The 25883-nt window shown below is 66.4% G+C and carries 17 protein-coding genes and 1 tRNA gene; 11 read left to right on the top strand and 7 right to left on the bottom strand.

What is annotated here, in order from left to right:
- Positions 1 to 204: 204 nt before the first annotated feature.
- From HUA75_RS42965 to HUA75_RS42945, 5 genes are all read left to right on the top strand, one after another.
- Positions 205 to 2100 carry an OmpA family protein gene (locus HUA75_RS42965; RefSeq protein ID WP_174489733.1) on the top strand — a complete coding sequence of 632 codons (1896 nt, stop codon included), beginning with the start codon at positions 205 to 207 and terminating at the stop codon, positions 2098 to 2100.
- On the top strand, positions 2097 to 7265 hold the full coding sequence (locus tag HUA75_RS42960; protein ID WP_174489732.1) for an Ig-like domain-containing protein: 5169 nt from the start codon (positions 2097 to 2099) through the stop codon (positions 7263 to 7265). Before HUA75_RS42965 ends, HUA75_RS42960 begins: the two co-directional genes overlap by 4 nt.
- 118 nt (positions 7266 to 7383) lie before the next feature.
- A tRNA-Arg gene (locus HUA75_RS42955) sits at positions 7384 to 7457 on the top strand.
- A gap of 330 nt (positions 7458 to 7787) precedes the next feature.
- Positions 7788 to 8905 (top strand): IS3 family transposase gene (locus HUA75_RS42950; protein ID WP_174489731.1). Its coding sequence is split into 2 segments (ribosomal slippage): positions 7788 to 8046 and positions 8046 to 8905, totalling 1119 coding nucleotides; the frame shifts between segments, so codons are not numbered across the junction.
- Positions 8906 to 9045: 140 nt separating this feature from the next.
- On the top strand, positions 9046 to 9450 hold the full coding sequence (locus HUA75_RS42945; protein WP_174489730.1) for a hypothetical protein: 405 nt from the start codon (positions 9046 to 9048) through the stop codon (positions 9448 to 9450).
- 1062 nt (positions 9451 to 10512) lie between these two features.
- Here the strand turns inward: HUA75_RS42945 and HUA75_RS42940 are convergent.
- Positions 10513 to 10935 carry a hypothetical protein gene (locus tag HUA75_RS42940; RefSeq protein ID WP_174489729.1) on the bottom strand — a complete coding sequence of 141 codons (423 nt, stop codon included), beginning with the start codon at positions 10933 to 10935 and terminating at the stop codon, positions 10513 to 10515.
- A gap of 182 nt (positions 10936 to 11117) precedes the next feature.
- On the opposite strand from HUA75_RS42940, the gene HUA75_RS42935 reads away from it, so the two are divergent.
- Complete coding sequence (locus tag HUA75_RS42935) at positions 11118 to 11939, top strand: hypothetical protein (protein ID WP_174489728.1); 822 nt, start codon at positions 11118 to 11120, stop codon at positions 11937 to 11939.
- Between the two features lie 180 nt (positions 11940 to 12119).
- On the opposite strand, the gene HUA75_RS42930 is transcribed toward HUA75_RS42935, so the two are convergent.
- The 4 genes from HUA75_RS42930 to HUA75_RS42910 all read right to left on the bottom strand — a co-directional run bounded on the left by HUA75_RS42930 (position 12120) and on the right by HUA75_RS42910 (position 18447).
- Positions 12120 to 12443, bottom strand: coding sequence for a hypothetical protein (locus HUA75_RS42930; protein ID WP_174489727.1), 324 nt, complete (start codon positions 12441 to 12443; stop codon positions 12120 to 12122).
- Between the two features lie 42 nt (positions 12444 to 12485).
- A complete protein-coding gene (locus HUA75_RS42925) occupies positions 12486 to 12806 on the bottom strand; it encodes a hypothetical protein (protein WP_174489726.1) in 321 nt (106 codons plus the stop codon).
- 1735 nt (positions 12807 to 14541) lie between these two features.
- Positions 14542 to 14799 carry a hypothetical protein gene (locus HUA75_RS42915; RefSeq protein ID WP_174489724.1) on the bottom strand — a complete coding sequence of 86 codons (258 nt, stop codon included), beginning with the start codon at positions 14797 to 14799 and terminating at the stop codon, positions 14542 to 14544.
- Between the two features lie 3114 nt (positions 14800 to 17913).
- Positions 17914 to 18447 carry a hypothetical protein gene (locus tag HUA75_RS42910; protein ID WP_174489723.1) on the bottom strand — a complete coding sequence of 178 codons (534 nt, stop codon included), beginning with the start codon at positions 18445 to 18447 and terminating at the stop codon, positions 17914 to 17916.
- A gap of 724 nt (positions 18448 to 19171) precedes the next feature.
- Between HUA75_RS42910 and HUA75_RS42905 the strand changes: the two genes are divergently transcribed.
- The 3 genes from HUA75_RS42905 (at position 19172) to HUA75_RS42895 (ending at position 21738) form a co-directional block, all read left to right on the top strand.
- Positions 19172 to 19681 carry a hypothetical protein gene (locus HUA75_RS42905; protein ID WP_174489722.1) on the top strand — a complete coding sequence of 170 codons (510 nt, stop codon included), beginning with the start codon at positions 19172 to 19174 and terminating at the stop codon, positions 19679 to 19681.
- A gap of 489 nt (positions 19682 to 20170) precedes the next feature.
- Positions 20171 to 20482 (top strand): hypothetical protein, encoded by a 312-nt coding sequence (locus tag HUA75_RS42900; RefSeq protein WP_174458901.1) that lies wholly within the window; start codon positions 20171 to 20173, stop codon positions 20480 to 20482.
- A gap of 368 nt (positions 20483 to 20850) precedes the next feature.
- Positions 20851 to 21738 (top strand): hypothetical protein, encoded by an 888-nt coding sequence (locus tag HUA75_RS42895; RefSeq protein WP_174489721.1) that lies wholly within the window; start codon positions 20851 to 20853, stop codon positions 21736 to 21738.
- Between the two features lie 72 nt (positions 21739 to 21810).
- Here the strand turns inward: HUA75_RS42895 and HUA75_RS42890 are convergent, their stop codons facing one another.
- A complete protein-coding gene (locus HUA75_RS42890; RefSeq protein WP_174489720.1) occupies positions 21811 to 22962 on the bottom strand; it encodes a CARDB domain-containing protein in 1152 nt (383 codons plus the stop codon).
- 294 nt (positions 22963 to 23256) lie between these two features.
- A complete protein-coding gene (locus HUA75_RS42885) occupies positions 23257 to 23679 on the bottom strand; it encodes a hypothetical protein (RefSeq protein ID WP_174458898.1) in 423 nt (140 codons plus the stop codon).
- A 47-nt stretch (positions 23680 to 23726) separates the two neighbouring features.
- Between HUA75_RS42885 and HUA75_RS42880 the strand changes: the two genes are divergently transcribed.
- Both HUA75_RS42880 and HUA75_RS42875 read left to right on the top strand, forming a co-directional pair.
- On the top strand, positions 23727 to 24383 hold the full coding sequence (locus tag HUA75_RS42880) for a MerR family transcriptional regulator (RefSeq protein ID WP_174489719.1): 657 nt from the start codon (positions 23727 to 23729) through the stop codon (positions 24381 to 24383).
- A gap of 147 nt (positions 24384 to 24530) precedes the next feature.
- On the top strand, positions 24531 to 25880 hold the full coding sequence (locus HUA75_RS42875; RefSeq protein ID WP_174489740.1) for a hypothetical protein: 1350 nt from the start codon (positions 24531 to 24533) through the stop codon (positions 25878 to 25880).
- Positions 25881 to 25883: the final 3 nt, after the last annotated feature.

The raw sequence follows: 25883 nt of genomic DNA, 5'->3' as shown, positions 1-25883 counted from the left end.
GCCAGCATGCCACGAATTGACCGGGCGGGAATCCCTGGTCTGAGATTTCAGTGACAGCGTTGTCTCGGCCCTCGCGCGCCGGGCGACCCGATGGGTGCGGGCTGGCCAGAGGAGGGGGGCATCTGGTGTAGAGTGAACGCGGGGGGCCGGCTTGAAACGTGGGACGGCTCCGGGTTACCCACACGCCATTCATCCGGGAGAATCATGAGACGAAGCAGGCTGCTGCGAGGCGTGCTCGCGTTTGCGTTCGCGCTGGCGTCCGCGAGCGCCGGGGCCCAGGACGACGTGCCCCCCGTCCCCAATGCGTCGCCCCTGAGGGGGTTCGACCTGGAGCGGCTGGAGCTGAATCCTGGCGCGGAAGGCGCGCTGCTCGTGGGCCTGGGTGAGCTGCTTCCAGCGGGTGACTTCCGAGCCACGGTCGCGATGCAGTACGCCCACGAGCCGCTGGTGTACATGAACACCGGGAAGAAGCTCGCCGTCGTGGGCAGCCGCGCGACGGCGCACCTGGCCGCGGCCTATGCGCCCTTGAGCTGGTTGCAGGTGGGGTTGCAGGTGCCGCTGGTGGCGTTTCAGGGTGGCAACAGCACCGGGTTGGCGGGTGCGGGCATCCCGGAGCCGCGTGCGCAGACGCTCTCCACGCCGTCACTGAGCGGTCGGGTGGGACTCCTGACGCAAGAGTCGTCGGGCGTGCTGGACCTCGCGGCGGAGCTGGGGGTGGGCGTGCCCCTGGGCAGCGCGGAGGGGTTCTCGCGGGATGACGGCTCGGTGCGGCTGTCGCCCCGGCTGATGCTGGGGCGGCACTTCGGGCGCATCCGCGCGGGCTTGGAGGTCGGCTACGTCCAGCGGGAGAAGATGCTGCTGACCGAGCGCGTGGGCGACCTGGAGGACGAGGTGGGGCACGAGGTGCGCGTGGGCGCGGCGCTCTCCACGACGGGCAAGCGGCTGCGCTGGGAGCTGAACGTGCGCGCGATGCTGCCCCTGACGGACCAGCCCGGCGCGGTGGAGCTCCTGCCGGGGGCGCGCTACCTGGCGAGTCCGTCGCTGGAACTCTTCGCCCTGGCGGGCATGGGCGTGGGCTCGGCCCCGGGGACGCCGCTGTTCCGGCTGATGGTGGGCGGTGCGTTCGGCAAGGTGGTGCCGACGCGCGGGCCCGGTGAGTCGTCGGTGCGCTGCGAGCCGGGGTTGGTGAAGACGCTGACGGACCCCATCCAGGAGTGCCCCGGCTCCGACGAGGATGGGGACGGCATCATCAACAGCGTGGACCGCTGTCCGCTGGTGGCCGGAGACGCGGCGCGCGGAGGCTGCTCGGCGAAGGACTCGGACGGAGATGGCATCGAGGACATGCTCGACGAGTGCCCGGACCAGAACGGCCCCCCCGCGCGCAATGGGTGTCCCATCGAGGACCGGGACAAGGACGAGGTCGAGGACAGCAAGGACAGCTGCCCGGACGACCCGGGACCGGAGGACAACCGCGGCTGCCCGGTGCGTGACTTCGACAAGGACGGCATCGAGAACGACAACGACGAATGCCCCAACGAGCCGGGTCCGCCGGAGCGCAAGGGCTGCCCGGAGATGGACTCGGACAAGGACGGCGTGCCCAACCGGTTGGACAGCTGCGTGAAGGACGTGGGCGCGGCGAACAACCTGGGCTGCCCCGCGAACGTGCCGCCGCTGGTGGAGATCAAGCCGGGCCACCTGGAGCTGTTCGAGCGGATCTACTTCGAGGCCTCGGGCGTGGTCATCCAGAGCCGCTCGCTCGAGCAGCTCAACTGGGTGGCGCGCATCGTGAAGGAACACCCGGAGCTGCCCATGGTGGTGGTGGGCGGGCACACGGACCTGCGCTCGCCCCTGGATGCCAGCCGGCGCCTGTCGCAGGCCCGCGCGGATGCGGTGCGCCAGTACCTCATCAGCAAGGGGGCTCCGGCGGACCGGTTGATGGCCGTGGGCTTCGGGAAGACCAAGCCGAAGGTGTTCCCCGAAAACACGTATCAGGACCGCGAAGAGAACCGCCGCATCGAGTTCAAATTCATCGACCCACAGGAGTCGCGAGGAGCGCTCCCCGCTGACGGGGCCGTGAAGCCAGGAGACGTGCGCCAATGAGAACGCTGCTGACGCGAGCGCTGTTGTGGGGCGTGCTGTTGCTGTGCGGCACCGCGAGCGCGGAACGGGACCGGTTCGGGCTGGGGGGAGGAGGCACGGCGAGGGTCTTCTCCACGGCGGGCTCTTCGCACAAGATCAACAGTCATACGAAGCTCAACGCCAATGCCAACGCGGGGACGGACACGCTGGTGCTGCTCGGGGCGCTCCCGGAGCTCGCCAACACCAACCTGGTGATGGTCATCCAGACCACCGGGTTGAGCCCCGCGCCCGCGCCAGGCACGAGCACTCCGGTGGACTTGTCGGCCGGTGTGGCGCCCACCGTGGGGCAGTGGGAGTTCGCGCAGGTCAAGACAGGGGGCCCCACGTCGACTTCGCTGACGCTCACCGCGCCTCTGGTGCACAGCTACAAGAGCGCGGGCGCGCAGGTGGTCACCGTGCCTCGCTACGGAGCGGTCACCGTCAACGCGAACGTCACCGTCACCGCGGACAAGTGGAACGGGAGCTCGGGCGGCGTGCTGGCGTTCCTGGCCAATGGCCCGCTCATCAACAACGGAACGATTCAAGCAACGGGGCTCGGGCTCCGGGGCGCGGCCTTCGTCGGTGACGCGAACGGCGGTTGCTCGGGCTCGGACCCGGGCAATACGGGACGCCGGGGAGAGGACGTGGTTCCCGACCAGGAGGACTCGGCCGACAACTCCACGAATGGTGGAGGCGGAGGCCCCTGTCGCGGTGGTGGCGGCGGTGGCGGTGGCAATGGTGGGCCCGGTGGCGTGGGAGGGCAGAACGAGGGGGACAACCCGGGGGGCGATGGCGGCGCGGCGCTCAGTGGTTCGTCCCTGAGCTTCCTCACGTTTGGTGGTGGCGGAGGCAGTGGGCATGCCCAGAGCGCCCTGACGACGGGGGCAGGTGGCCAAGGCGGCGGCATCATCTTCATCCGCGCCACTTCGCTCTCGGGGACTGGAAGCATCCTGGCCCATGGGGAGAGCGCCCTGGCGACCACGGGAACGAATGTCGGCCATGGTGGTGGAGCCGGTGGCACCCTGCACCTGCGCTTCACGGGCAGCGGGACGTGTGACCCGAACAAGGTCAGCGCGGCGGGTGGCAATGGCGCTGTCGGCGTGGCCGGGCCCGGAGGCGGAGGTGGCGGAGGGCGCGTGTTCTTCCAGGCTTCAGGAGGGGCCTCCTGCATCCCCACCACTCCCTCGGGCATGGCGGGAACCCAGGGCACGGCCCCTGGGGCCACCACCGATGGCGCGATGCCCAATGACGCGGCCACCGCGCTGAATCATGCGGGCACCGTCACCCTCATGGACACGGCCTTCACCACGCCCGGCGTTCCGGGGCTCACCCCGCTGCCGCCGCCTGGTCGGACGAAAAATCCCTTGCTGAGGGGAACGACGGATCAGGGCTTGTCAGAGGTCATCCTCTACGAAGTCACCAACACGACCCCGAACCTCACGTACACGTATTGGGGGAGGACGGCATCGGACAGCCTCAAGGACTTCGTCTACTCGTTCGTGCCTCCGAGCAGCACCCCTGGCACGGCCTATCGCGTCGCGGCGCAAGCCGGGTTCCTCGGTGCCTACAGCGCCATCGGCACGGAGTTCAACTTCACCTTCGACAACGTCCCTCCAACGACGACGCTCACGCCCAATGGGGTCCCTCCGATCTCCAGCGCCACGGTCGCGAACTTCACCTTCACCTCGACGGAGACGTCCGACTATCGCTGTGCGCTGGACAGTACGCCGCCGCTGGGGGATGCGGCCTTCGGTCCATGCCCGCCCTCGTATTCGTCCGGCGCGCTCGGCAACGGGGACCACCGGCTGACGGTCTACGCCATCGATCAAGCGGGCAATCAGGACCCGAACCCGAAGAGCTACACCTGGAAGGTGGACACCTCCGTCCCCAACACCGCCATCACGGGGGGGCCCGTTGCCAGTCCCCCAGGCGCGCCGACGAGCTCGAAGACCGCGGTCTTCACCTTCACGGGTGGGGTCACGTATCAGTGCTCGCTGGACGTTGGCCCGGCCACGGCCTGCGGTCCGACCCAGACCTATACGAACCTGGACGAAGGTGCCCACACGCTGGAGGTGACGGCCTACAGCGCGGCGGGGACGCCGGACCCGAGCCCCGCGTCGCGCGCGTGGCGCGTGGACACCCTCGCTCCCGACACATCCTTCACCGCGGTGCCCGCGGCCGACAGCAACTCGTCGAGCGCGCTCTTCGACTATCAGAGCCCGGATGACTCCACGGCGACGTTCCAGTGCTCCGTCGACGGCGTCACCTTCACCTCGACGCCATGTCCTGGGACGGGGTCAGGCAGTCGCACGTTCACCGGGCTGACGTCCGGCCCCCAGCAGTTCCACGTGCGCGCGATCGATGCCGCGGGCAACGTGGACCCGTCGCCCATCAGTCACGCATGGCGGGTGGACCTCGCGGCCCCCTCGTCCATCCAGGTGACGTCCCCGAGCGCGGGCGCGGTGCGCGAGCTCACGCCGACAATCGCCGGGACGACGGAGGCGGGAGCACGCGTGGTGGTCACCGTGCGGTTGACGAGTTCGGGCACCACGCTGCAGACCTTGACCACGGTGGCCAGCAGTCCCTCGGGAAATTGGAGTGTCGTGCCCGCCGCGCTGGACCAGGAGCGCTACATCCTTCGCGCTCGGGCGACCGATGCGGCGGGGAACTTCGTGGAGTCCTCGGACGTGGGCATCACCGTGGACACGGTGGCGCCCGCGCGCCCCGTGCTCAATCCAGATATCCTGGGCGAGCACTACACCGCTGTGCCCATCACTCTGGACGGTGTGCTCGAGTCCACGGTGGGGCTCAACCCCAACACCGAAGTGACGGTGTATGTGGATGACTCGGTGGTGTTGCCGCCGGCCACGGTGAATGCGTCAGGGGCCTGGTCGGTGACGTATTCACCGTCGCCCGCGGATGATGGCTTCCACTGGGTTCGCGCCATGTCGAAGGACCCGGCGGGCAACGTCAGCGCGTTCTCCGGCACGCTCACGTTCCATGTGGACCGGAAGGACCCGGCGAAGCCCATCGTGGCGCCGCTCGGCACGTATGTGAACACCCAGTATCCCGTGTTGACTGGTACCGCGGAGTTGGGAACCTCGGTGCAGGTCTATTTCGGACCGCTGCCGGAGCCCGTCACGGTGAGCGTGGGACCTGGCGGCCAGTGGACCTACCTGCGCACCACGCCGCTGAATGAGGGGCCCAACACGGTGTTCGTCCGCTCGACGGATGGTGCGGGGCGCTTCATGGACTCGGACCCGGTGTCGTTCATCGTGGACGTGACGAAGCCGGAGACGACCATCCTCGAAGCTCCGGACCTTCGTGTCGGTGACACCACGGCCGAGTTCCGACTCGCGTGGCCTGAAGCGCTGACCTACGAGTGTCGGCACATCTACAAAACGGAAGAAGAGGAACCGGGGCATCCGGAGGACGATGAGCAGGTATTCACCCCGTGCGAGCGTCCTCCTCCGGGGCCGGAAGTGGATGAGAGCTTCATCCAGAAGTCCAACCTGCGTGACGGTTCTCAGACGCTGCTGATTCGCGCCGTGGATGCGGCGGGCAACCGGGACGACTCGCCGGCGTCCCACACGTGGAGCATCAGCACCGGCGCGGTGGATACCTTGATCCTCGAGGGCCCCGTTGCTGACGGAGGACTCACCAACAAGGCGGAGGCCATCTTCTCGCTGTGGTCGAACAAGGGCGTGGTGGACTTCGAGTGCAAGCTCGAGAAGTCCATCAACCCGGACAACCCTCCCCCGGACTTCGCTCCGTGTCCCAAGGGGCCTGGTGACGACTACGATGTCGCCCGTTACGAAGGTCTGCCGGACAATATCTACACGCTCTCGGTTCGCGCTGTCTTCGCGGGGGAGCGGGATGGCATTCCAGCCTCTCTCCGCTGGAAAGTGGATCGCACGGCTCCGACGGCTCCCTCGGTGACGGCTCCCAGGGCCAACCACCCCACCAACCAGGAGAAGCCTGGCATCCAGGGCGAGACCCCGGAGGAGGGGACCATCACGCTCTACAAGGATGGTGTGTTCTGGGGGACTGCTAAAGCCACGGGCGCGACATGGAGCTTCACGCCCCCGTTCGACTTGCTCAGCGGTCAGTACATCATCACCGCCACGCTCACCGACCTGGCGACGAATCTGGGACCGGTCTCCGCGCCCTACACCCTGATCGTGGATGTCGATGAACCCGTGGTGTCGATTCTCTCGGGACCTCCCACGTTGACGAACGTGCCGGGCTACACCTTCCAATTCGAGACGTCGGAGGTGCTGGAGACGTATGAATGCGCGCTCGACACGCCGCTTTTCACGCCCTGTTCGAGCCCGCTGACCCGGCCCAATATCGGCGATGGGGCCCACACACTGACGATCAGGGGCAAGGACATCGCGGGGAACCTCACGCTCGAGCGTTTGTATGTGACGCATTCGTGGACCAGCGATACGAAAACGCCGGACACCAGCATCGAGACGAAGCCGAAGGAACTCTCCAACTCCGTGGAAGCGGTCTTCTCGTTTGGGTCGTTCCAGGACAAAGACGAGCTGGAGATGCAGTACTTCTGCAGCCTGGATGGGGCGGACTTCGTGAGCTGCAACCCCGCGGAGTACCGGCTGACGGGACTGGGCCGGGAGGATGCGGAAGAGACTGAGTATGTCCTGCGGGTGAAGACGCGGGATCCGGCGAGCAACGAGGACCCCACTCCCGCCGAGTTCCGCTGGAAGGTGGACCTGAAGGCCCCTGGGGCGCCCTCGCTGTCCGTTCCTCGGGTGAACGACATCCTGTCGGTGCGGACGCCCACGTTCCAGGGCGACGCGGATGCCGGGACGATGGTCTCCGTCCTGGTGGATGGCGTGAAGACCGGTGAGGTCCGGGCGGACGCGAGCGGTGACTGGCGCTTCGTTCCGCGCGTCGATCTGGACTACGGCAGCCATACGGTGACGCTGGTGGCGACGGATGACGCGGGGAACGTTTCGGTGCAGTCCTCCGTGGTCAACTTCGTGCTGGATCCGTCGCTGGAGATTGACGCCCGAGGCGGTGGCTTGAGCTGTGCCTCGGCGGGCGAGGGAGGGGGCTCATCGCTCGTCCTCCTGGGCCTGGGGGCGCTGGTCCTGCTGGTGGGCCGGCGTCGCAGGGCGAGCTGAGGCGCCTGGGCGGGCGGGGGACCCCTGCGGTGGGGTGTTCTCCCGTCAGCCCTGGGCGGAATGCGGGCTTGCGTCGGCCGGGGAGTTCGGCTACTTGTGCCCTCGCTGTAGCGGTTCTGCGCGATTAGCTCAGCTGGATAGAGCGTTGGCCTCCGGAGCCAAAGGCCACAGGTTCGAATCCTGTATCGCGCGCAGAGGGAAGTGCCCGGGATGCTTGGGGATTTTTCCCGAGCATCTCGGGCCCTGACCCCCGCTCCGGTACCCCTCCCACCTGTTGCCCACTTGAGTCGCTCTCTGACCGCCAATCTGGTCAGGGGGAGAGCGGTGACGCATGTGCCATATGCGGTGGAGGGTGTGCGATGAGCCGCCCTTCTTCCGGGCCTGGCTCGGCCGACACGCATCCTGAGTGCCAAGGCTCTTCTGCTGGCGGCGTTCTCCGGCTGGCTGAGTGACATGCCCTGCGGTTTTCGGACCACCTGAAGCTTGAGAGGATGCCGTCTCCGGACATCACGGAGGCAGGCAGTGAAGAAGAGTCGGTTCAGCGAAGAGCAGATGGTCGCCATTCTGCGAGAGGCGGAGCGGTCGTCCGTGCCGGAGACCGCGAAGAAGCATGGAGTGAGCGAGCCCACAGTCTACGCGTGGCGCAAGCGCTTCGGGGGCATGGACGCCAACGACACGAAGAGGCTGAAGCAGTTGGAGGCGGAGAATGCCCGGTTGAAGAAGCTGCTGGCTGAGCGGGACTTGGACATCGAGGTGTTGAAGGAAATCCAAGCAAAAAAATGGTGAGCGCCCCCGCGCGAAGACAGCAGGTGGAGTATGCCCGCGCCCGGGGGCTGTCCACCCGGCGAGCATGCAGGCTGTTGCGGGTGGCGCGCTCGGCCCTGGGGTACGTGTCGCAGAAGGGACAGCGGGAGAGGCCTGTCGTGGAGCGGATGCGCGAGCTCGCCCTGCAGTACCCGAGGTACGGATACCGTCGCATCCGCATCTTCTTGGGGCGGGACGGTCACCGCATGTGTCCAGACAGGGCGTATCGGCTCTGGCGCAAGGAGGGCCTGCAGGTGCCGCGCAAACGGCCCAGGCGGAGAGTGGCGGCCAGTCGCCCGCGTCCATTGCCTGCGACGGGGCCCAACCAGGTGTGGGCCTACGACTTCGTCTTCGACGGCTGCGCCAACGGACAGCAGCTCAAATGCCTCACGGTGGTGGACGAGTGGACGCGCGAGTGCCTTGCCATCGACGTCGCGGGCGCCATCCGCTCCGGACGGGTAGTCGAGGTGCTGTCGAAGCTGGTGAGTCAAAGAGGGGCACCCAGGCACATGCGCAGTGACAACGGGCCGGAGTTCGTCGCCTCCGCCATCCTGCGGTGGGCCGCGGAGGCGCACATCGAGCTGGCGCACATCGCGCCGGGCAAGCCCTGGCAGAACGGCACCGACGAGAGTTTCAACGGACGCTTTCGCGACGAGTGCCTCAGCATGGAATGGTTTCGTTCCAGGGTAGAGGCAAAGGTTGTCATCGAGGCGTGGCGGCAGCACTACAACCTGGTCCGGCCACACTCGAGCCTCGGCTACCTCACGCCTCTGGAATTTCGACGGCAGTGCGAAGCAGTGGTACCCACCCCATCCCGGCCGGCACCTCTCTCGTAATCAGTGGTCCGAAGGACCCAGGCAGGTCAGTTCGGCGACTTGGGAGCTTCAGCCAGGCGGGGTGCTCTACGACGGCAGCAGGCGGCAGCGGTGGGGAGGGTAGAGTTGGGAAGGCCTGCCTCTTAACACGGATAGACAGAATGGAAATCGAAGAGATTCGGCGCAGGATGCTGACCAGCAAAGGGAAAGTATGCGTCGTCGATGTTTCCGAGTCCTCTTCGTTCCCTGGCTATATCCGGACGATTGGGATTCGTGCTGAGTCAGTCGTTGACATTGACTACGAGCAATGGGGGTATGACGAAGGGGGCGCCTACTTCACCGCCAAGTATCCTTCGCTCGACGACGCAGTCTCCGCTGTAGAGCAATTTCTTGGTACGAAGTATGGGGATTGGCCCTCGTTGCCGGCATACCCGGAATGTGCCGTTGGGCAGGCCGCTGAAGGGCACGCGCACCTTACGATGGCCATCGCCACGGGGACTGTGCCCCTCCCGGCTGGTGCCGCGTGGCGCCTCGGCGCAGGCTACTGGAGCAAGTTCAGGACGTAGTTACGTGGCACCACAGAGATGCAGTCCAGCCGAATCCGAGAAGCTGGCGCGCCCTTGGCGCTGTCGTCCTCAAGGTGCTGGGCGAGCCGTTCCAGCCAGACGGGTTCCCTACAACGGAATCAACAGGCAACCGCGCGTACACTTGGCTCTGCCTGGGGTAGGCGTGCCTCCCTGTCTGGAATGACGCAGTGGGAGTTGAATGGAATACAGGGCTTGGTGAGTAGCGTCAGGCGAATCACAGTGGTGGCGCTTGTAATGGCATTCTCCTGGGGGCTGGATAGTTATTGGTCCGCAGTCCTTCAAAAGGAGCACCGCGTCATGTCGAAGTGGCGATTCGCGTTTTCTTGCCTCGTTGTGGCGGGCATTGCCCTCACTTCAGGCCCGGCCCGTGCTGCTGGTTGGGTTCCGTGCGGTAGTTTGAGTCAGTTTGCGAGCGATAAGTGTACGCTCCCTGGCTATCCGCCTGCACAGTACGACTATGGCATGGTGGTCAACTCTGATGAGCCCCTTCGCGTCACCTGCACCTACTGGACCTATGGGCAGAGAATCTACAATTCTGAGCCCTTCTTCGCATACAGCGATGACCCGACGACGGGGCAGCACTGGGGCGGGTTCGTGTTCTATCGGAATACGCTGGCGGCTGACGATGATGTCTGTACCAGAGGAACCTGGCGCCAAAAGTACTGGTATCTAGAGGGCTTGAACAAGATTACGCTTCCGGCGGGACATGGATGCATGGACTGGGGAGTCTGGTGTCGAGCCAAGTGATGTGATTCCTGTCTCTCGACTTGGCCACACCATCGAAGGTTGATTTCTGATTTGAGTGAAGTCTCCGTCAGGGGCTTGCTTGTTCGCGTGTCGCGGCGGGGTGGATGTTCATCCATCCCACTCAGTGTCGCCATCGGGTTGTGGCGGGGCATGTTGCCGCCCTCGCCCACAGCCGATGCCCGGAAGTGACCGAATCCAAGTCGACGACGAAGCCGTCGAAGAAGCGGAAGCGCTCGAGGAGTGTCGTTCGGGCTTGGGATGCCCGGAGCCGCTCTCCCCACGTGGACGGGGAGATCACTCGATGATCGGGAAGGCCAGCCGCGGAGGGCCGGGCTCGAAGGCGAACTCGACGTTCGCTTTCGCCGTGGTGGCTAGGAAGTCGTCGGCGAGCTTCACTGTGGGCGCCTGGGCCTCGAGCTGACGCTGCTGCTCGGCGCGCTGCGCCGCCTGGCGCTCGTTCTCCTTGGCGAAATCGGCAGCGAGGCGGCTCCCTTGTGGGGTGTGCGGAAGGGTGCATCCGCTGAACGCCAGCCATCGGTTGGTTGCCGGACATCTCCTTGCGAGCTGCCGCCCCAGGAGGCGCTGGATGCCGGGTCCTTGCTCGGCGACGTGGAGCGCGTCTCTGGCGAAACCAGGAGACAGGACTACGGGTGGGAGCATGTCGACGATGGAACCACCCGGACGCGGCTTTCCCTCCCCGGCAGCGGCGGAGTCCACGAGCTGCTGCTCTGACGAGGGCACGACGTCCCCGCCAGACTCAAGCTGCGGTATGACAACCTGGGCGACCTGGTGGAACAGTTGAACTCCACCACCACGCCCGCGATGCGGTCGACGTCATCCACGCGCATGCGGGGATGTCCCAACCCCCGTGACTACCACGAAGGAGTGGTGGACAGCCTGTGAGCCGAGACGACGAGAAGACCGCGCCGGCCGCGCCCCAGCGACAGGGGCCTCAGCGGCTGGCGGACCTGATGCGCAAGGCCATGTCCCAGGCCCGTGAGCAGCCTTCGGCGGGGCTGGTCCAGCTCGAGGCTGACTGGAAGCGGCGGGAGGTGGAGTTGCGGCAGGCCGAGGCGGCGGAGAGGGTTCGGCTCGAGGTCGCCCATGCCGACGCGTGGCCGCTGCACCTGAAGCTGTGCGCCGCCCCATCGGAGGCAGTGGAAGTCCTCACCGGGGATAAGGTGTTGGAGACGGCTGCCCTCCGCGCGGCGCGGCTCGTGCTACAGGAGGGGCTGCGCACGCTGCTGCTGTCTGGCGGCACCGGAGTGGGGAAGACAGCCGGGGCGTGCCACCTCTTCCACTCCGCGGTGCGCCACGAGACGCGCGGTGGCCAGCGTCTGCCCGAGTGGGACGCGTCCGCCGGGCTCTTCGTGCGCTGGTCGCAGCTGAAGCGCGTCAGCGAGGATGAGGCGGAGGACGACCAGCTTCTCCAGCGAGCCACCCGGGTGCGCGTTCTGGTGCTGGACGACGTCGATGGGTTGCCGGGCGAGGAGTTGGGCCGGCGCGACCGGGAACTCCTCGAGGAGTTGGTGGACAGGCGGGACAGGCCCGGCATGGTGACGGCGTACACCACCCACCTTTCGGTGCAGCGGAGGGAAGGCGGGCCCTCGGACTTCGCCACACACGTCGGCGCCCGCGTCGTCTCCCGCATGAGCCGCCCGGGGACGTTCCACCTGGCCGACTGCGGAAACCGGGACCTGCGCCGGGGCGCAAAGCCGTAACGCAGTCCCTGTGCGCGCTGGGCAGGGGCGATAGCGGCCTTGTCCTCCTGGGTCGCGGCGGCTCTGGCCTGTCGCTGGCGCACCAGCGGGGGCTGCGCGAGTACTCGCGGCGTCACGCGAGAGCGTCCAGGACGTGGGCTGTGGGCGTCGTGCTGGAGGTTCCCTGTGAAGAGCCCTTGCTCAATCTCTGTCTGGGAGGAGCGAGCCAGTACGCACGTATTCCCCCTTGTCGGTGTGAATGGCGATGAGCCCGCAGGTCGCACACGTCATTTCGACCTTGAGAGGTGGCTGTGGCATGCCCCGCCTGACCCGACTGGAGTCGGGCCCCCAGATGGAGTCAGGGTCGCTCTCGCCGCCGCAGGCAATGCAGCGGAGAGAATCGAGCAGGGCCTTCCTCTCCTTCTCGTAGCCGCGATTCTCGATACCGATGAGGGCGAACAGCAGGAGGATGCCGACGCCGGTGAGCGCCAGCCACAGCGTGAAGGCATACAGAAAGTCGTACATGGGCACTTCCTGGCTGGCCGGTTCTCTGTCCGGCTTCGCGACTCAGTCCGCGGGAGACGCACGGTACGTGCGCTTCGGCTCCCCCGTCTCAGTGAAGACGGCGGTGAGTCCGCACGCGGCGCACGTCGCCTGGACCAGGGCTGGAAGCTCTGAGATGGACGCGCCGTGTGAAGGAGTCGTTCGCGGCGGAGCAGACCGGGCAACCGACGGGGGGGCGAACTCCCCACCGCACTCCGGACATCGAAGCGGTTGGACCCAGCGTTGGAGTCGCAGTTGTTCGCGCCGCTCCGAGAAGATGATGCCCACGAGGACGATGACGGTACCGCTCAAGGTGATGCCCAACCACAGCGGGAATGCATCCATGCCGACCCCCTGACGAACTCACCGTATCAGGGCTTCTACCTGGTCTGCCTGCGGAGGTCGGAATGATGCGCTCCCGCGTCGACATGTGCAGGTGAAGCGCGTTGATGGCCAGGGCCAGGCGACGCAGCATCTCGGCCAGGCGGAATCCGGCACCACGGCATTCGGAGTCAGTGGTGACCAGGTGGAGGCGGAATGACCAGCCCGGAGGTGCCATCCGCGACTTCACGGGTCGGCGGTGTCCGGGCGGGTCGTGCGGTGTGCTACGGCGTCCAGCGAACTCGCTTCGGGCCGCCCTGGTCTACGCACCTTCGGTGTGCAAATGTGAGGCAATTGCCACATAGTTGTTGAGAGTCCCACAGGGTGTCGTTGCAGCAGCGGACGCCGCAGGTGTACCAGCCCGGAACGCAGGCCTCCACGACCTCAAGTGGGCACGCGAGTTCGGCTCCAGGTACGGCGCTCTCGATGGACATCTCCTCGTGGGCGATGGCATCGGATGACTCTGGCGCCTCGGGGAGAGGGCCTCCGCACGCCATCACCCACACGAATCCAACCCACAACGCACAACGACGCAGTCCCACGGTAGCCATGGTTGCCTCCGCTTCGGTTTGCGTCCGCCTGTCGACCAGGAGTTTGGACGCAATTCAAGAGCATCACGACAAGTCCGAGAACTCCATGTGGCGGGATGTGAGTAGTTGCTCCAGTCAACTATTTGTCGCCTGCCGTTGTGCTTCGCCACGTTCGTGCCTGATGGTCGGCGGATGCTCCCGTCAGCACGGTGGCACCAGGTGCTGCCTCCGTGGATTGACGGTCGGCGTGGAATCCATGGTGGCGCGGCATGCGCCGCCTGCCGCTGAGGGAATCCAGGCGAAGTCCTCGACCCGCCGCGCCACGAACTCCACCATGGCGATTTTCTCCGTGTCCGCGGTGTAGTGGAGCCCAGGGTCCAGGTCTCTGACGCGGCGACGTGCATGGTTTCTCCGTCGAGCCAGGGGGCCCTTCTCTTTGGCTCGGAGCCGCGCCCGGAAGGGCATCGCGGCCTTCCCGATGGGCGGCATGGTGTTGGACCCGTTCGGGGGCAGCGGTTCCGCGCTTCAGCTCGGCCGGCGCGCCGAGGGCGTTGAACTCGAGGAGCGCTCGTTCGAGGTGGTCGCCCGGAGGCATGAAGCGGCGGGGCGCGAGGGGGTGACGAATGCCGCTTGCTGGCGAGCGATCCGGCTCCAGGACATGGGCCAGCTCTTCAATAGTACTTCGCGCAGACGTCCCAGTTGGCCATGTAGCACTCACCCTTGTAGATGCGACCGACGCCGTGAGGGCACTTCCCCGGCTCCGATGACTTCACCTTCACCCAGCACCCAGGGCGCCGCTCCAGGTCAGAGGCAAAGTCGTCGCTTGACCATGGTGCGATGGCTTGCCCCTCCACCGTGTCGCCGCGAAGCACAACAAAGGCCACGGCGCCTCCGGCAAGGAGGAGGGCAACTGCAAGCGCGAACACCCTCTGCCGATTCATGACTCCCCTGGGGGGACGCCGGCAAGGATACTGCGGTTCGGTGGACGGCGCTGCCTTGCCGCCGCTACTGCTGGGTCTGTCGACGACCTGGAGGCGCCGACCGGTGTGTCCACCCTCACGGGCTGGTACGCGCGGGCGGAGGGCGGCTACAGCCCCTCGCCGACCTTGGGCTGTTCGGATTCGCCGAGGCCGCCGCCCGCGAGCGCGTGGCGGGCGTCGGTGCGCGGTTCACGTACGGCTGGGGGTGGGCGTAGGGCGCGGGAAAGTGGGTGGGGCAATCCGATGCTTGCACTTCACTGGCTCGACGAGCAGTTCGTCGCAATAGGGGTGGTCCTCGTCCTCTCCCGGCGCGCCTACGGGGGGCTGCTCGCCCTCTCCCTGCTCGATCTCGTCGAGCTGTGGGTTTGGCAGGTCTTGTGTGCCGTCGATGCCCCCACCGCAGCCGAGCAAGCCAAGTACGAACAGGCTACTGGTCATGCGCTTCATGCGTCCTCCTTTACGGGTGCAATACAATTGCAGATTGTGTCACGCGCAGAGTGGTGGCGGCTAGGGCTTGAGGCCCGGTATCACGCTCGAAGTTGTAGTCCTACCCGAAGCGCAACGAGTTCCTCCACGCATCTCTCCAGTCCCGCCAGGGGAAGTCCTTCACGTTCGTCGTTCCCTCCAAAGCATGGGTGGTCCGCCCGCGCCGGCATCACCTCCTCGGAGCCCTGGGCCGCCTGGTGTGGGCTGTCGTCCATGAGGAGCGAACCACGGTCAATGAGACAGCGCTGGCAGACGTCGCCCACATGCTGAACGTGGAGGTGTCGTCCGCCAGCGAGAAGGCCGGCCCGCCTGCCGCAGAGGCATCACGGCGTTTCTATGGCGCGCCCCCTGCGGCGCTGTCACATGGTGCGTGCTCAATCGCTACATCCCATCGCAGCGGTTGAATTGCCTCAAGCTCCGTTATTCTGGTGGCATCCGGAGGCGCGCCGAGGGACGGGTGCCCGGATTGCGTCCGGCTGATTCCTCGGTCTGGGGCACGCCATCCCACCTTCCGGAGCCGTGTACGCCGTGAAGGGGCGATGCTTCTCGACAGAGGGCCGTCATGGAAGCCTTGTGGTGTGGCCTGCACAGGGCCTGGGAGGACGTCGCCTCCCTGGAGACGACGGCGTCCGGCGGGCCCGTCCGCCCGGCTATGATGGTGCCCGGAGGTGTCGCATGTCGCAGTCGACTCGTTGGCTCGTGGCGGGGGTTGTCGGGGCGCTCCTTGTAGCTGGGGGAGTCGCCTTCCTGTGGGCGCGCTCCGCAGTGAGGCGGAGCCCCTCCATCATCCACCCCGACGAGGAAGGACCAGGCCGCGTAGCGACCCCAACTGCTCGGGATCCCGAGCAAGGATGTTGTCTGCTTTCCCTCCGACGATGACCGGGAGGGAGCGCTTCACCTTCACGCCGGGCTGCTGCGAAGCTTCATCCAGCAGATTGAAGAGTCTCGGGGCGCGGGTGCCTCCTGGCGGCTATACGTCGCCACCAAGAGGTCTCCGCGGGAACAGCTCCCTGAGCGGGCCTGCCAGGGGGCACGGTGATGTTCTGGGGCTGCTTCGTGCCACGCGCTTGCTAAAGGGCCGCCGCTCCGGCCGGCGTCACCGCCTGTCACCCTGAACAGGAATCAGCACCCGGAACGGCGGCTTGAGCTGTGGTCAGATGCAGGATGCGTAGTCGCACGTCGCAAGGCATCGGTTCCACCCCAACATGCAGCTCCGTCCGCAGGCGCGGTCCCCCTCAAGACATCCCGCGATGCATTCATCGTAGAGGTAGTCACAGTCACCGCAGCACGGCGCGAGCCGTTGTTCCGCTGATGCTTGCCCTTCCGCAACCGCGTGGGACTCGGCTGCGACGGCCACACCGGCCCCCAAGCAAAGTCCGACGAACACCGCCAAGAGTGTCTTCTTCATGGTTCCCCTTTGCGTGGATTCCACAGCGCCCGTGGCCTTCCACGTGGTTGCGGCCTCGGTCACTGTGTAACGGACATCGCACGATTTCTTGGAGAGGAGGCGGGTTGTTTCCCCAGGGAGTCGAGGTGAGTGGCACCGGCAACTAGGGGCCTGCAACGACAGATATGACCAACGAGCCTTGCCGCTTCGGATTATCGAAGTTCTGTGGGCATCCGTACGCGCTGGCCTGGACCAGGGGCTTGCAGTCGATGACGACGGGGGTGTCGCCGCTCACGTGTGATGCCATGAAGCCCTGTTCAGCATGGGTGTCATTCGTGGTCGCTTCCCAGTGGCCCCCTGGGTTCGCCGCGTCTCCGACGCTGAGGTGGCACCGCATTCCATTCGGGACGAAGCGACTGGAAACCAGCCTCAGCGAGAGTGTCTGCTTGCCCGCGCCGAGGCGGAGCATCGTTCGCCACGTCGGCTTGACGTTCGCGGTGCTCCCAGCGCAGCCACTGCAACTTCCGAATCTCTGGGCCGTTGCATTGAACGTGGCGACGACAAGGTGCGTCGAGCGCACGCTCTTCGATTGGCAGCGCGCCTGCGCGTTGGACTCCCCGCTGCAGTACTTCGTTGCCTTATACGAGGTCGAGCTGGCGCCCGCGTTGAGTTGAGACCAGGTCGGATCTCCTTCGCCCGCGAAGTCTCCTCTGCCGCACTGGAGTGAGCAGGTGACTTCTGGCTTCGGCTGCCACTGGCCGCAGTCAGAGCCGCCAGGCGAGAGCTCGCCAGTGGCACCAATGGCCGTCATCCTCGTGTCGAGCTCCGTCTGTGACAGAGCGATGAGGCTCCTTGTCGACGCCTCGGCCTGAGTGCTCTCGGTGGTCGCGGGGCTCGAAGTCGGCGCCAGGTTCAGGGTCGCTGTGGTTTGCTGTGTTTTTGTCTGCGCGCAAGCAGCAGTGGCGGGCAGGGAGAGCGCTAGCGCGATGATGGTTCTGAATTTCAATTTCCCCTCCTGATTGTCCGAACATCGCACAGCTTCAGTCCTTCGTGCGAAAGGGTATGGCCGGCGCCGAGGGGACCGCTCCACCATCTCCCAATCCCAGAAACCTGGGATAGGCGGACCCTCTTCATCCCTTCTATTCTTGCTCTTTTCCTGGGGGTTCAATGCTTGTGAAGTATTTCGTCGGCGCTGCGTTGAGTGCGATGTTGGTGGGAGCCATGGCCTGTGGAGGTTCCTCGGATGGCAGCGCAAGCAGCAGTGAGGAATTTGAATTCGTCTCTCAGGAACTCGCGAGCTGTACGGCCCAATGCTCCACCGGCACGGTCAGTTGCCCCATGTCCACGACGAGTTGCTCCTCGACGGATTTCCAGGGCGTGACGTGCAATGGGGTATTCACGGCGTGTCCTCCTCCCGTGCCAACAGGGTGCCCGGGCGTGTCTCTGTGTGAGAGCCTCAATGGGAAAGCTTGCCCGACGGCGGGGCAGTTCCGGGATTGCTGTTACTCCGCGGGCACGGCGGGGGAGTGTCTTTGCTCTTTTGGTAAGGTCTGGATTTGTTCCCAGATTTGATGGGAGTGGGCGATAGGCTCGGCTCTTGATTTCAACCGCCGCGTCTCGAGCAGGAGGTGCGACGCCTCCTGCTCATCCTCCTCCGCGCATGTTCGACTGGGCACGGAGGGTGGCGCTCAGGAGTCGTCGAGGTCATCCATCCAATGTGAAGGCATGCCGGGTGACACCGTGGAGCCCTCTGGGCCAGTGATGGCCAGTGGTCCGGTGGAGACGACCCGCACGTCGAGCGTGTCGTCGTCATCCAGGTTGGCCGCGCATGCCGCGGTGATTTCACACCGTGGGCACGTCCCGGACAGGCCCAACTGGGCCCTCACTTCGGAAGGGAGCTGCTCCACGGACACCGCCGCGCGTGGAGGCAACTCCCACCAGAACGTCACGCCCGTCATCTTTGCTTTGTTGCTTCGTGCCTCCTGCGTGCCATCGGACCGTGCCATTAGACCGGTGCCCGCGAAGTATGAATAGCGGCTGCTCTCGTGGGCCAGGAAGCTGACGTTGGCGAAGGCGGGGTCGTACCTTCCGCGCTCGTCGTGGAATGCCTTCTGGGTCAGGTACCGGGCCTTCAGCGTCGCCTCGCATTCGATGTGCGTGTTGTGTCTCTTGAACTGGAGGACCTGCGTCCTGGCGATTCCGATGAGTGCCCCGCAGAGCACGACAGATACTCCGAGAACGACGAAGCGGCGCCTCCGGCTGTCCAGGGGCGCCACGTCGCCGCACTTCGAGCAGGCGACTGAGCCACCGGGGGCTCCACCTGCCTCATTACTGGGGTCACCGCACCGTGGGCACTTCAGCTTCGTCATGGGAGTTCCGCTCCCTCGGCGGCGAATGGGTGGCCATCGTTCCCCGTGATTCGAGCGCGTCCCGAGCACTCTGTCGAGAACCAGGACGCGCCGTAGTGCCCCTTCGCCGTCGAATCGCCGCGCGCGTACTGCGACGCCTTCGGGAATTCCGGCCAGATGCCGCGCCTGCTGTGCCCGGAGGGCATCGTCCCGAAGAAGCTGGACGACGCACGGGTGCCGCAGGCTTTCGATTCAAGCGAAATCCTCTCCTGTGCGCAGGAGGCCGCACATGGAGATAGCGAACCGTGGGTCGTCCGAAAGGCAACATTGTCTTGGGAATGAGGATGAAGACTGTCGTCCCGATCCGGGAGAAAGGAGGCGTTGCAGACGTGTGCGGTTGGGCGTGTTGTGGCCCTGGTTCGGCAGTGTCCCTGTTTGGCTGAGCAGTCATTGCGCAAAGGACCCATCCATGAATCCCCAAGTCATCCGCCTCCCGAGCCTTGTTGTGGCGCTCTTCCTTGTGTCCAGCTCCGCTTGGGCAGGAGAGAGTCGCCTTGCGACGTACTTGCGGCCTGTCACCGTCAAACCCTTTCCGGCGATGGCCTGCACCGACCTTGCGGCGGAGCTGGCGAGCGCCGCGGATGAGCGTGGCATCTCCATCAACAAGGAGCAGATTGTCACCACCACCGCGGAGAATGTCACCTTCGCGGGGACCAGCATCGCGGGCTTCGAGCAGGTTCCCGCGACGGAGTTCCCGAATGGGGTCGATGTCGGCTTTGTCTATGTTGATGCGCCGGAGCTCGATCTCCCCGCGGGCTTCTATGCGTTGAACGCCCATGCGAACGAAGAGGACATCCGCGAGGGCTCCTACGAAGGCACGGTGGGGCTTGTCGACCAGGATGGGCAGGAGGTCGCTCGGGTCGCCGCGACGTTCCAGACCTTCTCGGTCACCGTTCCGAAGCCGCTCCCTTTCGAGCGAACCCAGGTCGAGGCCCGGACGGAGATCGAGGATGTCCAGGGCATGCTCATGCGCCGAAGAATCGTCATCGTCTTCAGGTGCCCGAACGGAACCACCATCATCATCGTCATCAGCTTGGGCCGCAGATGATGCGCGGCCTCAGCGCGGGGCGGACGGTGTTCTTGTCATAGGTCAGCCTCGGGCGTATGCGCTCCCGTGCCGTCGCAATCCCTGTCCGTTCACGCCTGAGAAAGGCCCCCGCCGTCACTATCGGCGGGGTGCCTCGGGCGCTTCCTCGCGTCGGCTTCGTTCGCCACCGCGCGCTGCACGCCCTGACGTGCGTGTACCTCCGCCCCATGGGCCCACAGGCCCATGGGGCGGAACGGCCAGCCATGCTTCAGTGCACCCTCTGGCGCTCCCTGTGAGGATGGACGTCTGAACGTCGCCCTCCGCCTGGCGTCCTCCGTGCTCGGAGTGGGAGGGACCGGCGAGTACAATCGCTGACGAAGCGGTGGCAGAGGCTACTGCGTAAGGGCCATGTCGCAGCGCCACTTCCCGATGCAACGGCAGTAGAACTCGTAGCCGTCTGTGCAGCAGGGGACGATACCGCCCTGAGTAGACGAGCAGGCCTGGCGCTCCATGTACGAGCATTGTGGAGCGCTGCACGTCGGCTCAGGGGGATTGGGGGGCGTTGTCGGGCAGGCGATGGCGACGCCGTCACAGGTCACGCCCACGTTGTTCGTCGCGCTACAGGTCGTCGCCGTCGAGGGGCAACTGACGGATCCGTTTGCGCAGGACGCTGTGCAGGTCGACAGCGTCTCCGAGGACACGCTCATCTCCCGCTGCTCATCGGACACCTCGGCCGGCGCCGCTCCACACCCGATGGCGAACACCGCGGCGCAGCTCAACAGCAACAGCTTCAAGCTCTTCATGGTGAGTCCCCTGTCATGAAGGTGTGCGAGCGGAGGACGACCAAGCTGGCGCCATCTTCTGCAATTTAAGAGGCAATTGCAATTCAAGTGCAGTTTGTGCTGCCCGGCCACGGGGACCTGCGTCACCACTCAACTGCTGTCGCAGGTGGATGACTGACTGGAGCCGGGCCTGTTCTTGCGGACCACAAGAACATGGATGCGGACTCCTCCCGACCTGGTGAGTCTACCAGGGCGGCAGCCTCGCGTCGGCGCACTGTGCCGGGGCCTGGTTTGAGCGGGACGTGAGTTTGAAGTATCCTGCCCGACGGCGCTGATTGCCCGGGGGGACATATGAGCGAAACTGGAGAGACGCCTTCAGAGGAGCAGCTTCGCCTGGAGCGTGAGCGCTTGGAATTGGAGCGCAGGCGGGTGCTGCTCGAGGAAAAGCGGTTCGAGCATGAGCGGACCACGTCGACCTCTCGCCAGGGGCTTCTCAATCGAAATCTGGGGGCCGTGATTTCGGTGGCGACAATCCTGATTTCTGGCGTCCAGGTCTGGGTGGCGGTGGCGTCGAAGGAGAAGGAACTCGCGCTCGCGAAGGAACAGAAGGACCGCGAGCTACAGCTTGCTCAGCTTCAAGCGGAACGTGAGCTGGACAATGGGTGGCGCAAGGACTTCTTCGAGTATCTGAAGCTCAATGACGAGGCCATCTTCGGAGAGGATGCGAAGAAGCGCATCTTGAAGCGCAACGTCCTGGTTGCCGCCTTTCCAGAAAGTCTGGTCGGGCAGATTCGGGTGGCGCTCGCCGAGAGCGCGGGCTCCGCCGGTGAGCTGAGCCTGGTGTCGGCACAGGCTGAAACGGTCGAGAGACCCTCGCCGCGTGTGCATCTGGCGGAGGCCATCAAGTCCGGGCCACCGGCCTCGGATGTGCCGGCTGGCGCGCGCAGGCTGGTTGCCGCGGCCCAGGCGGAGCGAACACGGGTGTTCGTCCACTACGCGGACCCGAACGACAGGTCGATAGCCTCAGCACTTTCCCTGGCGCTGGACGGTGAGGGTTACGGGGTTCCGAGTCCCGAAATCCTCACGGAAGGAGCGTCATCGACGGGTGACGTTCGCTACTTCCACGCCGATGACAAGCAGCTCGCCGACAAGGTGGGAGCGCTTGTTCAGCAGGTGCTCGGTGAGAAGGGCGTGGCGCTCAGGGGAAACGTCCGTGTGATCGGGCTGCAGGGAAAGTACGGGAACATGCCGCGCAGGGTTCTCGAGGTGTGGCTCCCCGCGCTGGGCAAGCACTGAGTGTGTTGGGATTCGTCACCGTCGCACGGGCCCGCCCGGAGTCCTCCCAGGCGGGCCCTCACGACGACCTGACTACAGCAGGGAGCAGAGCAGTCCGCGCCCCGTCGTTCCCGAGGGACAACCCACGCCCTGGCAGTACGTCACCCCGGAGTCGACCGCGGGATTGCCCAGCAGCGCGGGGACGCGGACCTGACACGTGCCCGTGGTCTCATTGCCCGTCGCGTCCTTCACGCCGTAGGTGAACGTGTAGACGCGTCCGTTGCCCAGCAGCGCAGACTCCGCGCGGACCAGCGCGGACTTGCCATCAGCCGTCAGCTTGATGTCGTCACACGCAAGCAGCCGCAGCAGGGACAGCGCATCGTTCGGCTCGTCGGAGCTGACGCGCAACAGCGTGCCCGCCTGCGCCAGCGGCAGCTCCCCACCACAGTTGTCCACCGCCGGCAGCGCGCAGTCCGACAGTGACACCAGCACGTAGTCCGAGCCCACCGACGGCGTCAGGACGCGCCCCCGGCTGGCCCCCAGCACCGGCGCCGTGGTGTCGACCACCGTCACCGTCGCGGAGCAGGTGTTCACACTCGCCCCGTCCGTCACGTCCAGTTGCACAGGCGTCGTCCCCAGCGCGAACGGGCCCGAGGGAAGCTGCGTCACGCTGAAGGGACCCGGAAAGCCGTCCGGGTCATGCGAGCCGTGGTCCACCGAGGCCACGCCCTGGCAGGCAGCGTCCGCCACCACCGTCACGTTTCGACAGAGCGCCACCGGACCCTGGTTCGTCGCACAGGGAATGGAGAAGTCGACCGCGGCGACGTTGTTGGCCTCGTTGTCCTCGTTGAAGACCCCGTCGTCGTCCGCGACGACCACCACCCGCTGGGTGCCCTCCGGCACCGTGAAGGAGAGCTGGAAGGGGAAGCGCTCTCCACCCACCAGGAAGGGCACACTGAGGGTGCCCAGTCGCGTGCCGCCCGCGCCGGTGCCGCCCGCATACACTGCCGCCGTGGAACCGGCGATGCCCGTGGCCCCGTGGTTCTGGATGACCCCTGAGAGCGTCAACGCCGTGGCCTGGCACGACGCCACCACGTCCTCGACACTCAAGTCCAGCTCACCCACCGCCCCCTCATGGACGCCCAGTTCACCCACGGGCGCCGTGGCATCTTCGGGGCCTACGCCTTCACAACCTCCCAACAGCAACAACGCCGCGAGCGCGGGAACTCCCAATGCACGTGTCATGTCTGGCTCCGGGGATGGGCCTCGAATCGAGGCATCCAAAGAGTACGCGACGAGCCGGTGCCTCGCTCATGGGTCATCCTCGGGATTATGCAATGACTCACGGCGGGTGGGTTCACACCCAACCCTTGACGTCGGAGCCGTGGGGAAGGTCTGCCGAGCAGGGGAGTTTCAGGGCTGGCAGTCATTTGCCGGGGTGGTTGGCATTGGTTTAATGCCTCTCATTCACCAGCGGCCTCCGTCGAACGGGTCGCGTCAGCCTCGCTCGCGGCATGACCTCATCGTGGCAGCGCCTGCTCACGAGGCTTTGACGCCCGCGACGATGAGTCCCACGCCGGCCGTCAGCAGGCCGAGCGTGAGGCTCCCCGCGCCAATCCACAGCAGGGCCAGCAGTCGGTTGGGCCGCTGGGGGTCCTTGCCGAGCACGGAGAGGAAGAAGCCCGCGGGCATGAGCAGCGCGGCCACCGGGACTCCAAAGCGCGCGACGACGTCGTAGCCGGCCGGCAGATGGGCCGCGTCGAGCACCACCAGGATGACCAGGCTGAGCATCAGCAGCACGGCCGCGTGCGCATGCCCCGCGCGGAAGAAGTTCTTCTGCAGCGCGTTCGCGGGGATACTGCCCCGCCCGACACGGGTGAGGAACCAGCCGCCTGATTCCACGGTGATGAGCGAGAGAAGCAGGACGCCGAAGAGGATGAGGGTGTGGGGTTGGATAGCCATGGTATCCAATATTAGATACTGAAGGTATCCAATGCAAGGGGCCGTGCATGCGCATCTCTGAACTGGTGGAGCGGACGGGTGTTCCGCTCGCGACGCTCAAGTTCTATCTGCGGGAGGGGCTGTTGCCGGCCGGAGAGGCGACGTCGGCGACGCGGGCCGAGTACGGCGAGGCCCATGTGCGGCGCATCGCCGTGATTCGCGCACTGACGGAGACGGTGGGCCTGAGTGTGCAGAAGGCGCGGGAGGTGCTCCAACTCATGGACCGCCCGGAGGACGACCTCTTCGAGACGCTGGGCAAGGCGATTGCCGCGCTGCCGCCCAGCGTGACGCCGGAGGCGGCGGAGGATTATCCCCGGGCCCGCGCGGTGCTCGAGAAGCTGGGCCAGGTCTATGACCCCCGGTTCGCCGCGGTCGCCCAGTTGGAGCTCGCGCTGGCGGCGGCGGAGTCGGCGGGGATTCCCTTGGATGACAGGCGGCTCGCCGTCTACGGGCCGCACATCCGCGCCATCGCCGAGTTCGACGTCGGCAGCATTCCCCGGGAGGCGACGGCCGCCGTCGAGTACGCCGTGCTCGGAACGGCGGTCCACGAGCCCGTGCTCATCGCCCTGCGGCGGCTGGCGCATCAAGACGTCGCGGCGCGGCGACTGGGGCAGGGGAGCGCGAAAGCAGGTGCTCCGACGCGGCCCCGGCCCAAGGGGCGCTGAGGGCAGGCCGGGCGTTTCACGACACGGAGCGCCCGTGTGCAATCGACGCGGGTGAACGACGTACCCGTTGCGGCCGTGGGCGTATCATTCGCCCGCATGCTTCTGGCCTCGAGCGAGGAGCGGTGGGGCCTCTTCAAGGAGCGCTTCATGAGTCAGCGTGGAATCGTGACGAGGTGCGGTATCGCGACGGCGTGTCTCTGGGGCGTCGTGTCGAGCGGCAATGCCCTGGCCGCCCCTGAGTCCGCTGCCGTCGTGCCCGAGGTCATGGCCGTGGGCGAAATCACAGCCGCCTTCGCGGACTTTCGCCGGACCTGTGAAGCCGATGGGCGGCGACTGTGGGGGCACTCGCTGTGCGCTCCGCTGCTCGTCGTCCATCCTGAAACGCGGGCCTTCGTGGCAAGCGAGTGGCCCGGGAAGTCCGGAGCGGGCCCCTGGGTGGGCGTCCTGCCCACCGACGTCACCATCGCCAACACGGCGCTTACCTGGGCCGGAGTCTCGTGGGTGCAGCTGAGGGCGCCGCTGCCCGAGGCCCCCGCGCGTCGGCGCGCCCTGCTGGCCCACGAGGCCTTCCATCGGCTCGCGAGCTCGTTGGGACATCGCGGCCAGGAGGGGGCCAATGCCCACCTCGATGACTTCGAGGGCCGCACGCTGCTGCAGCTCGAGTGGCGTGCCCTCGCGTCCGCGCTGCGCTCAAGCACCGCGTCCGCGCGCCGCACCGCCGTCGAGGACGCGCTGGCGTTCCGGAGCGAGCGCCGAGCGCGCTTTGCCTCGGCGACCACCGAGGAGGGCTCGCTGGAGCGCCATGAAGGGCTCGCGGAGTACACCGGCGTGAGCGCGGCGGCCGGCCAGGCTCGAGAGCGCAGGGCGCTGGCGCTGGAGAACCTGGACGACGGCGCTCGGCGAAACTCCTTCGTGCGGGCCTTCGCCTATGCGTCAGGGCCCGCCTACGGCTTGCTGTTGGATGAAGCGGGCGCCTCCGCCACGGGCTGGCGAAAGCGGGCGCTGGAAGGCGCGGACCTGGGGGACCTGCTCGGGGAGGCCCTCCGGCTGCCAGCGCCAGGGCCCGAGCGGAACGTGGCGCGGCGCGAGACGCGTTATGAGGGCTCCGCCCTGCGCGAGGCCGAGACCACGCGTGCGCGGCTCGCCCGTGAGCGCGCGGAGGCCCTGCGCAAGCGCCTGGTGGAGGGGCCCGTGTTGCGCCTGCCCCTGCTGCGCATGCGCATCCAGTTCAACCCGGGGGAACTCGTCCCGCTGCTCGAGCATGGCACCGTGTATCCGGGAGCCCGCATCGTGGATGAATGGGGCTCGCTCAGCGTGACGTCCGAAGTGCTCGTGGCCCAGGACTGGAAGTCCGCCACCGTCGTCGCGCCACCCGAGCGTGCGCAGGGCTCCCGGTGGCAGGGCGATGGCTGGGTTCTGGAGCTTGCTCCAGGCTGGAGCGTGCGCGCCGGAGCACGCCCGGGAGAGCTGGCCCTCCAGGCTCCAGAGTCCCGCTAGCCT

The sequence above is a fragment of the Myxococcus sp. CA040A genome (assembly GCF_013336725.1).
Lineage (GTDB): Bacteria > Myxococcota > Myxococcia > Myxococcales > Myxococcaceae > Myxococcus > Myxococcus llanfairpwllgwyngyllgogerychwyrndrobwllllantysiliogogogochensis.
Note: the sequence above shows the minus strand (reverse complement) of the source record. Positions and strands in the feature narration are given on the sequence as shown.